13 protein-coding genes are annotated in these 13,668 nt (G+C 38.1%); 12 read left to right on the top strand and 1 reads right to left on the bottom strand.

The window, feature by feature from the left end; translation table 11 throughout:
• Window positions 1-181: 181 nt before the first annotated feature.
• Window positions 182-1,093, top strand: a complete 912-nt coding sequence (locus BHU72_RS02205) for a cation diffusion facilitator family transporter (protein WP_069700996.1) — start codon at window positions 182-184, stop codon at window positions 1,091-1,093.
• On the opposite strand, the gene BHU72_RS02200 is transcribed toward BHU72_RS02205, so the two are convergent.
• The gene (locus BHU72_RS02200) at window positions 1,094-1,855 is read right to left on the bottom strand and encodes a helix-turn-helix transcriptional regulator (protein ID WP_069700995.1); all 762 of its coding nucleotides are present in this window, start codon (window positions 1,853-1,855) and stop codon (window positions 1,094-1,096) included.
• Between the two features lie 365 nt (window positions 1,856-2,220).
• On the opposite strand from BHU72_RS02200, the gene BHU72_RS02195 reads away from it, so the two are divergent.
• From BHU72_RS02195 to arsB, 11 genes are all read left to right on the top strand, one after another.
• Complete coding sequence (locus BHU72_RS02195) at window positions 2,221-2,601, top strand: Spx/MgsR family RNA polymerase-binding regulatory protein (RefSeq protein ID WP_069700994.1); 381 nt, start codon at window positions 2,221-2,223, stop codon at window positions 2,599-2,601.
• Between the two features lie 296 nt (window positions 2,602-2,897).
• Window positions 2,898-3,797 carry a substrate-binding domain-containing protein gene (locus tag BHU72_RS02190; RefSeq protein ID WP_069701053.1) on the top strand — a complete coding sequence of 300 codons (900 nt, stop codon included), beginning with the start codon at window positions 2,898-2,900 and terminating at the stop codon, window positions 3,795-3,797.
• Complete coding sequence (locus tag BHU72_RS02185; RefSeq protein ID WP_069700993.1) at window positions 3,787-5,262, top strand: HAMP domain-containing sensor histidine kinase; 1,476 nt, start codon at window positions 3,787-3,789, stop codon at window positions 5,260-5,262. The genes BHU72_RS02190 and BHU72_RS02185 overlap by 11 nt, the downstream gene beginning before the upstream one ends.
• Window positions 5,259-5,909, top strand: coding sequence for a response regulator transcription factor (locus BHU72_RS02180; protein ID WP_069700992.1), 651 nt, complete (start codon window positions 5,259-5,261; stop codon window positions 5,907-5,909). The genes BHU72_RS02185 and BHU72_RS02180 overlap by 4 nt, the downstream gene beginning before the upstream one ends.
• 94 nt (window positions 5,910-6,003) lie before the next feature.
• On the top strand, window positions 6,004-6,195 hold the full coding sequence (locus BHU72_RS02175) for a twin-arginine translocase TatA/TatE family subunit (RefSeq protein ID WP_069700991.1): 192 nt from the start codon (window positions 6,004-6,006) through the stop codon (window positions 6,193-6,195).
• A 115-nt stretch (window positions 6,196-6,310) separates the two neighbouring features.
• A complete protein-coding gene (gene nrfD, locus BHU72_RS02170) occupies window positions 6,311-7,192 on the top strand; it encodes an NrfD/PsrC family molybdoenzyme membrane anchor subunit (protein ID WP_069700990.1) in 882 nt (293 codons plus the stop codon).
• A gap of 24 nt (window positions 7,193-7,216) precedes the next feature.
• On the top strand, window positions 7,217-9,832 hold the full coding sequence (locus BHU72_RS02165; RefSeq protein ID WP_069700989.1) for a molybdopterin-dependent oxidoreductase: 2,616 nt from the start codon (window positions 7,217-7,219) through the stop codon (window positions 9,830-9,832).
• Between the two features lie 19 nt (window positions 9,833-9,851).
• Complete coding sequence (locus tag BHU72_RS02160; protein WP_069700988.1) at window positions 9,852-10,538, top strand: 4Fe-4S dicluster domain-containing protein; 687 nt, start codon at window positions 9,852-9,854, stop codon at window positions 10,536-10,538.
• A 137-nt stretch (window positions 10,539-10,675) separates the two neighbouring features.
• Entirely contained in the window at window positions 10,676-11,116 is a 441-nt protein-coding gene (gene rnhA, locus BHU72_RS02155) for a ribonuclease HI (protein ID WP_069700987.1), read from the top strand.
• A 68-nt stretch (window positions 11,117-11,184) separates the two neighbouring features.
• Window positions 11,185-12,237, top strand: a complete 1,053-nt coding sequence (gene queG, locus BHU72_RS02150; RefSeq protein WP_069700986.1) for a tRNA epoxyqueuosine(34) reductase QueG — start codon at window positions 11,185-11,187, stop codon at window positions 12,235-12,237.
• A gap of 364 nt (window positions 12,238-12,601) precedes the next feature.
• Window positions 12,602-13,666 (top strand): ACR3 family arsenite efflux transporter, encoded by a 1,065-nt coding sequence (gene arsB / locus BHU72_RS02145; protein ID WP_069700985.1) that lies wholly within the window; start codon window positions 12,602-12,604, stop codon window positions 13,664-13,666.
• The last annotated feature ends 2 nt before the right edge of the window (window positions 13,667-13,668 follow it).

Raw genomic sequence — 13,668 nt, 5'->3', positions numbered from 1 at the left:
ATCCAAGATAGAATAGCGCAGGAATTACAATTGCATGCCAAATCGCCCAAGGTGCCCACCCAATTCGAGGTTTAGGTAACATTCGATTACCTCCTTCAATGTAAGATTGAATATAGATATGCCTGCAATTATAGTGTTAGTCTTTCTATAAGTTATTATGAAAATTATTAGGTTTTAATAAATGGGAAATGTGGGTGAGGATTTGGAAAAGGAAGAACGCTATAGGTTAGGTAAAAAAGCGACGTATATAGGAATTATAGGGAACGTAATATTGACGATTTTTAAGGCAATTATAGGATTTATATCTGGTAGTATGGCAATGGTTGCCGATGCATTCCATTCATTATCTGATGTATTAGGTTCTGTCATAGTCTTATGGGGTCTTAAGTTAGCACAAAAACCTGCAGATGCAAATCACCATTATGGTCATGGAAAAGCAGAATCTGTGGTAGCAAAGTTAATTGCGTTCCTGTTATTTCTTACAGGGTTGGGAGTTGCATATGCAGCCTATACTACTTTAATTCAGCCAGTTATTGAGATACCACAAAAAGCAGCCCTTTGGGCAGCTGGTATATCCATTATTTCTAAAGAAGCGATGTATCGTTATACGATGAATGTTGCGAACAAGATTGGAAGTTCTGCCATAAAAGCTGATGCATGGCATCATCGTACGGACGCGTTATCGTCGGTGGCTGCACTTATAGGGATAGGTGGGGCATTGCTTGGCTATCCAATATTGGACCCTGTTGCCGGTATCATTGTAGCAATCATGATTGGTTATGCTGCTATTGAAATATATTGGACTGCTACTAAGGAGCTTATGGATGAAGCGCCATCGTCGGAGATCTTAGACAAGATCAAAGAAGTTGCGTTAACTGTGGAAGGAGTATATACGGTACAGGATGTGAAAGGGAGATTTAATGGCCCGCGGATCTTTATTGATATGAAAATATGTGTCAATAAGGATCTGACAGTTGAAGTTGGTCACCAAATTGCTGGGAAAGCCAAACATCAGATCCTTACTGAAATGAAGGATGTAGAAGATGTATTAATCCATGTCAACCCTTGTGAGCATACATCGAAACCGACTTGATTAAATGTGATAGTCCGCTTCTGGGTCATCATTGGGAATGTTCGTGTCTGAGTCAGATGGTACTAATTGAATGCGATAATGGCAGAAGCTACAGTTATTAAAGTCCTGCAAGGTTTTCACTGGTTCAAATCGTAAATGCTCAAAATACGATTCGAACAGCCCTTGAAGCAATTTTTGATGGGCCTTGCATAATATTTCTGGAAAGATATCTATAGAATCTTTAAAGGTGCAATTACGGATGTTAAAAATAATGTATCCTTCTTCATTTAGCTCAATCACTGGGTTGAGCCCAAGTTCACTTAACGTAATTTTAATGCCAGCAATAATCTGGTCTGTTGATGAATCAACCGTTATGTTTTGGCGATTCCGTGCATGTAGACCATGATCTCTGCCATGTTGATAATTTTGCGCAATAAACGCCTTCCAGGCGTACGGCCCAAGACTTGATAAAGTCTTCATTGCAAGGGTAGTTAATAACGAAAAATCGCGGTATGGAAAATGAAACGATATAGTTTCATTACTAATACGATACAGTTTATTAGGGCGTCCGCCCTTTTTTTCTTTTTTGTCAAAAAGAGATTGAATGAGTCCGGAATCTTCTAGCTTGCCTAAATGTAATCTCGCCACATTCGCATGAATTGAAAATTCTTGAGCGACGTCTTGGACGGATATACCGTCATGGGTAGAGCAAACAAAGTCATAAATCGAGTAACGAGTGCGGTCTGCTAAAACCGTTGCAATTTTATACATATTTTCTTTCATTCATGATACACCTCTCATTATCATGATTATTTACAATAATCCATAATATTAATTAACAATAATCCTCTAATAAACACATCACTATATAGCTTCTATAAATTTTCTTTTCTTCTATATATCTTCTGTCCTATCCTCCTATGCGTTAAATTTGTATCGCACAGACCATTTGATTTAGTACAAATGTATTACCAAAGAAAATAATAAACAACTTTACAAAAAAATGCAAACTTTTTAACGTTTTTTAACATAAACACTATTGACATAGTGTTATTACTAAAATATAATAAAGATATCCAAATAATCAGGAAAATAGCAACAGGAATAATTCTATGTTTTGGAAAAAAATCCTCTGGAGGGTGTCTCAAATGAAAAACAAAGTTATATTCTATACGTACCCAAGCTGTACATCTTGTCGTCGTGTAAAATCTTGGTTCTTAGAAAATGGTATTCCATTCGAAGAACGTCATATTTTTAAGAAACCACCTACACCAGAGGAACTAAAACACATGAGTATAATTTCTGAAGAAGGGATTGACAGCCTAGTATCTGTACGCAGCAATCGCTACCGTCAACTAGGAATCAATCATCTCGATATGAAGTTTAGCGAACTATTAAAGTTGTTATCAGAAGAACCGAAGCTATTAAGAAGACCAATTGTGACGGATGGGCAACAAGTAGCTGTTGGCTTTAACTTAGACATGCTGTCACTAATAGCGAAGCGATTTAAATCCAAGAAAATCGTGTAATTGGAATTAGTGATTTTTACATAGCTAAATCATATACATACAAGAAACAATTGAAACTATTGATATGTAAGGTATTTAAAATTGCATTTAATATTACAAGAAGGTAGATGGATCTTTACGATTTGTCTTCTTTTTTTGTTCATATTGTTTTCTTTTGAGATTAAATCGTTTAAAATAATTATATAAGGTTTTGAAAATGATACTTGTTACTCAGTCTATCATGTCCTATAGAAGAAGGTGTGAATGTGAATCTTAAAGTTCGGAATATCATTATCCTTTGGTGCATTTTTGTGCTCATGTTATTAGGCACAACCATTTATAATAGTGTAGATTTCACGGAGGCAGAAGCTGTTTATGTTGACTTTACTAAAGTGGAGCCGCAAGTTAAAAAAACACCGAACCCAGAGGTGTTTCGTTTAGCTGTTTCATCCGTTATTTCACCAACGGAAACTGTTAAGGGATACCGTCCGTTAACAGAGTATTTCGAAGAAAAGCTCGGTCGGAAGGTTGAACTAGTTCAGAGAAAAACGTATGGAGAAATTAATGATTTAATTGAACAAGGCGAAGTAGACTTAGCATTTATCTGTACATTATCCTATGTCGAAGCCGAACGAACTTTTGGCGCTAGGCTTGTTAGTGTCCCTCAAGTACAAGGGAGTGCAGTATATCGTTCGATAGTTATTACAAGAAAAAATAGTGGAATTGAGACATTAGAGGACTTGCGTGGCAAGAGATTTGCATTTACTGATCCGATGTCGTTCTCGGGAAGGGCCGCTATGATTGGCGAATTGGCGAACATCGGAGAGAAGCCGGAAAAGTATTTTTCCAGTATTATCTACACCTACAGCCACGATAATTCGGTAAAGGCAGTACTAGATGGCATAGTAGATTCTGCATGCATTGACCATATGGTATACGATTATCATGCGTTCTTATACCCGGAAATTACGAATCAATTACAGATCATTCATTCTTCTCCGGAAGTTGGGAATCCGCCAGTTGTTGTAGGGGTTAACACATCAGACGAAGAATTCCAAATGCTGCGTAGGTTATTGTTAAATATGCACAACGATGAGAAGGGCAAAATTGCTTTGCAGAGTTTATTATTTGAGCGTTTCGTTATGGCTGACGATATGACTTACGATTATATTCGAGACTTATTAAATAAGACAGAGATTGATTACAATGTTAAATAAAATTTTTAAGTGGATTACACGCGTATCAGATGCAGTGAACCTCGAGATAAAGATTTTAGGTATCACAGTAGGATTTATCCTTGTACTTGGGGCAGGGGTTACCCTAGAAATGAGAAATATTGTTCAGAATCTAATGCTAGAAGAGTTAGATAAGCAAGGTGTTTCAATTTCGCGGGACTTGTCAGCACGAAGTGCCGATTTAGTTCTTACAAATCAAGTTTTTATACTCCATCAACTGCTCAACGACACTAGGAAAAATAATCGAAATGTCAGGTATGCCTTTGTTATCAACCATGATGGTGATGTAATTGCTCATACATTCGCGGATGGTGTACCGACTAATTTAATTTATATCAACACATTTACATCTGAAGACAATCCTAACCGTAGGCTTATTAATACTGGCGAGGGAAAGATTCACGATTTTGCAATGCCAATTTTAGGTGGAAAAGTGGGCGTTGTTAGAATAGGATTAGACCAATCAAATGTGATATTTTCTGTTCAAAAGATTACAACTACCATTCTTCAAACGACACTTTTAATGTCGATCATAGGAATCTTAGCGGCATACATTCTTGCGAATGTCTTATATCAACCTATCCTACGATTAGTAGAAGCTACCCATAAGTTTTCTGCGGGAGACTATACTCAACGTGTTGAAGTATCAAGTAATGATGAGTTCGGGAATTTGGGACAGGCATTTAATAAAATGGGGGAAACCCTTGCGCATAAAGAAAAAGAGAATAAACAGTTATTAGCTGAAATAGAAAAAAAGGAACAAGTAAGAAAAAGTTTACTAAAAAAAGTAATTACTGCACAAGAAATGGAAAGAAAGCGTGTAAGTCGTGAACTACATGATGAAACCGGTCAACTTCTTAGTGCACTTATGGTACAATTGCAGTGTATTAAACAAGTAGGCAAACAAGAGAACTTCGATCAAAACGTCGATAATATGAGGAAAGTGATTTCTCGTACCATTGGCGAAGTAAAACGAATTTCTAGGCAGTTACGTCCTAGTGTTTTGGATGATATGGGTTTAATACCAGCAATCGAGCGATTAGTTCAAGAATATCAGGAATTTAATCATACAGATATTGATTTTATCGTCCATGGTCATACTTTTGAAAAACGCCTCTTAGCAGAATTAGAAATAACGATTTACCGCATTTTACAAGAAGCGCTCACGAATATATTTAAATATTCAAAAGCAGAAAACGTGAGTATTATCATGAATTTTAAACAGGATGCGCTTCAAATTATTATCGAAGATGATGGCATAGGATTTGATGTCAACGAGCACTATTCAAGTGATACACATGATACGCATCTAGGGCTTCATGGGATGCGTGAACGGGCTGAACTTATCAATGGTAATTTTGAAATTGAATCAAAAGTTGGAATAGGAACAACGATTTATGTTTCGATACCGCTCGTGTTTGAAGACCAGGAGGAAATTCTACTATGACGATTAAAATTCTAGTTGTCGATGACCATACGGTTCTCCGTAGTGGGTTGGCAATGTTATTAAATTCACAAGATGATATGGAAGTCATTGGTGAGGCGGGGACTGCTTTCGAAGCGACTGCATTAGTTGCGAAATTACAGCCAGACGTGGTTTTGATGGATATCAATTTGCCAGACAAAAACGGTATGGATTTATCAGCGGAAATCATTTCGGTGTATGGTAATATCAAGATTTTATTCCTTACGATGCATGATGAAGCAGAATACATTGGCAAAGTCTTGCAAATTGGTGGAGCTGGTTACATTTTAAAGAGCGCAGCAGATAAAGAATTATTAGATGCCATTCGTGCCGTTTCTCGAGGAGAATTTGTGTTATACAAGGGATTGAAGGAAAACGTTGCAAACCAATTGATGAATAAGAAACAAAAGGCGTCCATTCAAGAAGTATCCTTAACGAAGCGTGAAGCAGATGTATTGCGACTGATTGCCTTAGGATATACACAACAAGAAATCGCAGATCAGCTATTTGTAAGTATTAAGACGGTGGAAAGCCACAAATCCAATATCATGGAGAAAATGAATACGAAAAAGCGTTCCGACCTTGTGAAGTACGCTCTTGAGCATGATATTATTAAAGTCGGAGAATAATATAAGGGTAAGATGTTATGATTTAATACAAAACAAAGACTTTTATTATTAGGTATGGTATAATGGTATACAAGCATATATAGGAGGTGTTCACATGTTATCAAGCATCGGTGTTCCTGGAATGATTTTAATTGGAGTTATTGCTTTAATCGTATTTGGACCGAATAAATTGCCTGAGCTTGGAAGAGCTGCAGGTAGAACAATAAAAGAATTTAAGGGTGCTACAAGAGACTTAACGAATTTTGATGATGACACAGAACCAAAGAGAAGCGAGAAAAACGTTTAAATAGATAGTATTAAAAAGCCTTTGCATTATTGCAAAGGCTTTTTTTGTATGTAAATTTTATCTAATGCGCAAAATAGTAATGTCACCATTTTTTACATAAGGAAGGATGGATTGTATGGTTGTTATTTTTCCATGGGATATTCGAGTTACATTAGATTTGTTTTTCGGTGGAGTCGGGGTAGGGGCTTTTCTTTTATCCGTGTATTTAAGTTCAACGAAGAAAGATAATAGTGGTCAATTGGTACGAATTAGTGCTTATGTTGCTCCTGTAGCCGTGATGTTAGGTCTGTTATTTCTTGTAACAGAGCTTGGTAGACCAGAGAAATTTATCACTACTCTATTTCGTGTAAATCCTCAGTCGGTTCTTTCTATAGGAGTATATTTGCAAACTGCCTTTGTAATCATTTCCCTTGGTTATGCTTACATGCTCTATAGCAATCAGCAGCAAACAAATAACCAATTAGTAAAACTGATCCAATTAATTGGAGTGCCGTTTGCTATTGCAGTAGGACTTTACCATGGCTTATTATTAGCATCCGTTGAAAGACCACTTTGGTCTGAGCTAATCGTACCAATCTTTTTTGTCTCTTCCATAGCTTCTGGAATTGCACTCGTTACGATTATCTGGATTGCCTATTCTTCTAAGAAAAAGTTGAGTTTTGATTTAACAGTGATTAGGCCATGGTTATTAGGATTATTGGTAATGCAATTAATATTTATCGGGCTGTGGCACTTTTTCACAAGCAGAGCTGGAGTTGAGGTTGAAACTGTATATGCTTTAATGCTAGAAAGATATTCAATCTATTGGTGGACAATAGTTTTAGCGATTGGAACAATTTTACCTATTATAGTATTGCTAGTCCAGTGGTATAACAAACGAACCCTTACAACAGGTACTGCTGGAGTAATAAGTATTTGTATTCTGGTAGGTGTTTTTACAGCTAAACAAATTATCTTGACGATTGGCCAAACCCTAGTACCATTTTTTAATTTCTAATTGTGATAGATTGGAGGTCTTCTAATGGAAATGAATCGTAGAAGTTTTATAAAAGCGACAGCGATTTCAAGTGCTACAATTGTTAGTGGTAGTCTAAGTCTAAAATACTTTTCTGAAAAGGCAAGAGCGCAGGGTGACATCAATCCAGAGACTCAGCAAGGAGAATGGAAGCCAAGTACTTGCCAAGGCTGTACATCGTGGTGTCCAGTTCAAGTTTATATAGTGAATCAGCGGGCTGTTAAAGTTATGGGAAATACTAATGCAAGAGCAAACCGTTGGAACGTTTGTCCAAGGGGGCATATGGCACTTCAGCAAATGTATGACCCAGATCGCTTGAAAGGCCCAATGAAAAGGACATACCCAGTAAAGGGAAAGGGCATCGATCCGCAATTTGTGCCTATTACCTGGGACGAAGCAATGGATACAATTGCTGAAAAGATGATTGAACTTAGAAATGAGAACGAAAGTCACAAGTTCATGCTTCTTCGTGGTAGGTATTCGTTTATGAGAGATATTATCTATGAAGCATTACCGAAAATTTATGGCACTCCGAACAACATTTCACATAGTTCGATTTGCGCAGAAGCAGAGAAATTTGGTTCTTATTATACAGAAGGGTTTTGGGATTACCGCGATTATGACCTTCTAAACACTCGATACGTATTAGCCTGGGGCGCCGATCCAATTTCTTCAAATCGACAAGTTCCCCACGCTATAAATGTTTGGGGACAAGTACTTGATCGTGCGAAAGTAGCGGTTGTGGATCCGCGTCTATCGGCTACGGCAGCAAAAGCAAAGATTTGGCTTCCTGTAATACCAGGGGAAGATGGAGCATTAGCAGTGGCGATTGCCCATGTAATCTTAACGGAAGGGTTATGGAATAAAGAGTTTGTGGGGGATTTTATCGACCAATCGGTACAATTTGATGTTGGGAAAGAAGTGGATGAGGCTTCTTTTAAAGAAAATTATACCTTTGGTGTTGTGAAATGGTGGAACATAGAACTGAAAGATAAAACTCCAGAATGGGCTAGTGAGCGAACTGGAATCTCTCCTGAAACCATATATAATGTGGCTAGAGAGTTCGCAGCAGCTGCCCCACATAGTATTTCGTGGGTATCTCCCGGGGCTAGTATGCAAGTAAGAGGCGGATACACTGCAATGGCTGCACACGCTCTGAATGGACTCGTTGGATCAGTGGACAATGTAGGCGGAACGCTACAAGGTATGAAAGTTCCAGATAATACAATTCCCAAATTTACGGATTATCAGGATGAAATTGCGCTTACCAATGGCAAGAAAAAGAAAATGGACCATCGTGGGACGAAAGTTTATCCTTCATTAAAAGACGGGAAGTCTGGCGGAGGTTCGATTATAAACCAAGTCGCGGACTCAATACTTACTGATGACCCTTATGATATCAAGATGGCAATTGGTTATTGGAATAACTTCACATTTTCTTGTTCAGGTGCATCACGATGGGAACAGGCAATGGAGAAGATTCCGTTTTTCGCTCATATTACTACAAATATTTCGGAAATGAGTCAATATGCAGATATCGTTCTTCCGTCTGGTCATCAGATGTTTGAGAAGTGGGGATATGTAAAAAGTAAATATAATCGTGTATCATATGCAACACTAAATCAACCAGTACTAGATAACCTATGGGACGTTAAAATGGATGAAACAGAGATTCCGTGGATGTTGGCTGAAAAGCTAGCAGAAAAAGGATTCGATAACCTTTACCGATACTATAGTACAGAGTTTATAGATCCGGAAACCGGGGATCGCCCTAAAAATGGATTAGAGTTTTCGTTAATTTCTTTAAAAATGTTAACACAACCGATGTGGGATCCTACTCTCTATAAAACGAAGGATGAGCAACCACCAATCGAAGATGAGTCTTGGGATATCGATGAAAAGGAAAGAAGACGTAGATGGTCAGGTGATTTCTTTACTGGTTGGGAAAATTTCCGCGAAGTCGGAGTGTGGAATTCTTCAGACTATATTTATCGAAGCAAATGGGGCAATTTCAATACATCTACCAGTCAGTTTGAATTCTATAGCGAAACATTAAAAGATGCGTTAAAAAAACATGCTGAAAAACACGTAACAACAATTGATGATGTCTTAGAAACAACCAAATATCAAGCACGTGGTGAAGTTGCGTTTGTCCCTCATTATGAAGAAGCTTATAGGTGGGGGAATGAGGAAGAGTTTCCGTTTATATTCTTCGAACATAGGTCGCGCTTAAATCGTGAAGGAAGATCACAGAATCTCACTTGGTACTATGCTCATAAGGATGTCGATCCTGGGGATGAACGCTGGGATGATGTAGTAAAAATTAATCCAATAGATGCCAGTAAAATAGGAGTAAATAATGGAGATACAGTAAAAATTATATCTCCAGTTGGTGAAATATCATGCCATGCGAAGCTTTGGGAGGGGATTCGACCAGGAACTATTGCAAAGTGTTATGGACAAGGCCATTGGGCATACGGCGCGTTAGCAGCAAAGGACTTCCAACAAGGTATCCCGCGTGGTGGTAACAATAATTTGATACTCCCTGCAGACTATGATCGATTAAGTGGTAGTACAGCCCGTCATGGTGGGGTAACTAGAGTAAAAATTGTGAAAATTTAAATGAGTGAGGTGATATTCTATGCCAAATTATGCGATGGTAATCGACTTGCAAAACTGCGTAGGTTGTGGTGCGTGTGATATTGCATGTAAAAACGAAAATAACGTCCCATCTGACTTTTATTGGTCTAATCATATGGTCAGTACTACAGGAACTTTCCCTAATGTGAAGTTCCAGTACTTGCCGACCTTATGCAATCACTGTATGGATGCCCCCTGTGTAAAAGCATGTCCTACAAAGGCGATGTATAAAGATGACAATGGCCTTACATTACATAGCATTGAACGATGTATTGGCTGTAAAACTTGTGTATTAGCGGATCCGTATGGCGTCATCAATGTGAATTATAAAGTCCCGCATCAGAGTTGGCAAAGTGATGAAGCTTTAATTCCGAATGTCACAGCAGCACCTAAGGAAGTGATTGATAAGACCAATACTCCTATCCCTTATTACAACCCTGACCGCGAGGAAACTTACGGAGGTGTACGTCCAAGAGGTGTCGTGGAGAAATGTAATTTCTGCGATCATCGAATCAAAAAAGGTGAATATCCGTATTGTTGCGTTGCATGCCCTGCTCGTGCAAGAATTTTTGGAGATTTAGACGACCCTGATAGTGAAATTAATCATTTGTTGAGCCGTTATACTCATAAACAACTGTTAATTGAAAAGGGCACTAAACCAAAAATATTTTATATTAGAGACTTCTAGCAAGAGTAGTGTAAGATGCTGTGAAAAGTATTACGCACACTTTAACAATTGAATTTCAGTGGTATAATTAAATATAGAAATTTACAGAAGCTTTTGAATGATGATTCAAAGGCTTTTTGTTTGGGGGATTTTTTTCGATGGTAAAGAAGATTGTGATATATACGGACGGGGCTTGCTCAGGCAATCCTGGCCCAGGTGGTTGGTCAGCAGTATTGATGTACGGAGAGCATATTAAGGAACTATCTGGCGGAGAAAAAGACACAACCAATAACCGCATGGAGATGCTTGGCGTAATCAAAGGTTTAGAAAATCTAAAGGAACGTTGTGAAGTTCACATCTATACCGATAGTGCATACATATATAATTGCTTTCAACAGAAATGGTACGTAAATTGGCAAAAGAACGGATGGAAAAATAGTCAGAAGAAGCCTGTAGAAAATAAAGATTTATGGGAAACGATGTTAGAGTTAGTGGAACAACATGATGTCCATTGGCATAAGGTGAAGGGCCACAGTGGGGATAAATGGAACGAGCGAGCAGATGTATTAGCTGTTGAGGCTTGCAAGAAATATCGCTAAGAAAGAAGACTTGTATTCGGAATATGAAGTCTGGGTAACGCCATTGAATAGTGGGGTGTGTGAAAAAAATGGGTAGTGATAGCAGGCGGAAGATTGTCGACTTTTCCCGGGAAATAGAAATTGATGCCATAGGATTTGCATCTGTGGCGGAATTTGCGCATATTCGTGACTATCTGGCAGAGCATAGAAGTCTGAACCACCATACAGGCTGGGAAGAAGCTGATATTGAAAAACGGATACACCCAAGCACACACCTGCCTCATGCAAAGACAATCATTGTGATCGCCATCAGTTATCATGCTCCTGAAACTAACGAACAATGGACGAATCAGGAAAAACTTACGAGAGGTCGACTTGCTAAGATTGCTTGGGGGCAGGATTATCATAAAGTTGTACTTAATAAACTACATCAACTGGAATCATTTATTCATAGTTCTATTGATGGTACAGCAAGCAATTTGGCCTTTGTAGATACAGGTCCACTGGTTGATCGTGAAGTTGCAATTCGTGCAGGAATAGGGTTTTATGGATACAATTGCAATATTATACATCCTCATCTAGGTTCTTATATTGTGATTGGGAGCCTATTGACAACATTGCAACTGCCTACTGATACCCAATTACAGGCAGAGTGCATGACCTGTAACAAATGTGTCAATGCTTGTCCTACCGGTGCATTATATGAACCATATCGACTCAATAGTCAGAGATGCTTGGCCTATTTGACTTTGACAAAGGGTGAAATGGGTGACGATTATCAAGAGAATCTTGATAATCACATCTATGGCTGTGATATTTGTCAAAGTGTGTGTCCGCACAACAAACGAGCGCCACACCACAATCACCAAGAATTCAATGAGCTAGATGAAATTAAGTATCCGGACCTAATCGAATTATTGCATATATCCAATCAAACGTTTCGCCACAAGTATGGTCATTCTTCTGGTGCGTGGCGTGGAAAGAAGCCGTGGCAACGAAATGCATTATTGTTAATCGGCAAACGTAAGATAACGGCGGCAATTCCAGCACTACAGGAAATGATTGAGAAAGATCCACGTACCGACATGAGAGAATTAGCCCGTAACATTTTAAACCAGTTTTCAATGAAATCTGTTGACTAATAAGCATTTTTCTGGTAAATTCTATATATAATCATTTGCTTATATACTTATATTTATTTCTCAGTTTACTGCTATGAACAAGTTACGGTTTCTCTCAATACATTACAATCAAGTGATTGTAAATAAGTGAATGCGTTTTAAATCAGTTTTTTACACTATCAGAATTTATAAATTTAATGTTGATAGTATAGCTGTGCATTAGCAACACATCAGCAGTAAACTGCTGTGTTTATGCGTCAGTGCAACTAAGGCATTCTCTTCGCCAGAAAGCTTGCGAATGCCAAGTTTTCTTTAAGTCTTAATACGGTCAATCAGTAATATTTGTGTCAAAGAAAGAAAAAAATTATTGGTTAGGAGATACGATATGGCAAAAGAAAAATTACAAGGTATTAGCTTTTTTGAGAAGAATTTAACCATTTGGGTTATCTTATGTATGGTCGTAGGAATATTAATTGGGAAGTATTTTGCTTTTATTCCGGATTTCTTAGGACAGTTCGAATATGCGAATGTTTCAATACCGATTGCTATCCTAATATGGATTATGATTTATCCAATGATGATGAAGGTCGATTTTAAGAGCGTAACGGATATTGGAAAAAGTCCAAAGGGCCTCTATGTCACATGGGTTACCAACTGGTTGATAAAGCCATTTACGATGTTTGGCATTTCTGCTTTTTTCTTTTATGTGGTTTTTCAATCGATTATTCCTGCTGATTTAGCGAAAGATTATTTAGCGGGGGCTGTACTCCTTGGAGCGGCACCTTGTACAGCAATGGTGTTTGTATGGAGTCATTTAACCAAGGGGAATCCTGCCTATACAGTAGTTCAAGTAGCCACCAATGATTTGATTATACTTGTGGCATTTACACCGATTGTTGCCTTCTTATTAGGTGTTAGTGGTGTAAAAGTACCTTGGGAGACACTAGCGTTATCAGTGATACTCTTCGTTGTGATTCCATTAGTAGCAGGAATCGTTACGAGAATGTTGGTAGTGAAGAACAGGGGACTCGAGTATTTTCAGAATACCTTTATACCTAAATTTAATAATATTACGATTCTAGGGTTACTTTTAACACTTGTGATCATATTCTCCTTCCAGGGTGATGTGATATTACAAAACCCATTACACATTGTACTAATTGCAATTCCATTAACAATTCAAACGGTCTTTATTTTCTTCGTTGCATACTTTGCTGCGAAGGCTATGAAATTACCACATAACATTGCAGCGCCAGCAGGGATGATTGGAGCATCGAATTTCTTTGAGCTTTCCGTAGCTGTGGCTATAGCACTATTTGGACCAACGTCTCCAGTGGCCTTAGCGACAATTGTTGGTGTATTGGTGGAGGTTCCAGTAATGCTTGCACTTGTACGATTTGCCAATAACACAAACCACTGGTTCCCGCAGGAAATTGTTAAAGCTAAATAAAG

The sequence above is a fragment of the Desulfuribacillus stibiiarsenatis genome (genome assembly GCF_001742305.1).
Lineage (GTDB): Bacteria > Bacillota > Bacilli > Desulfuribacillales > Desulfuribacillaceae > Desulfuribacillus_A > Desulfuribacillus_A stibiiarsenatis.
This window is presented reverse-complemented; position numbering and strand designations above follow the sequence as displayed.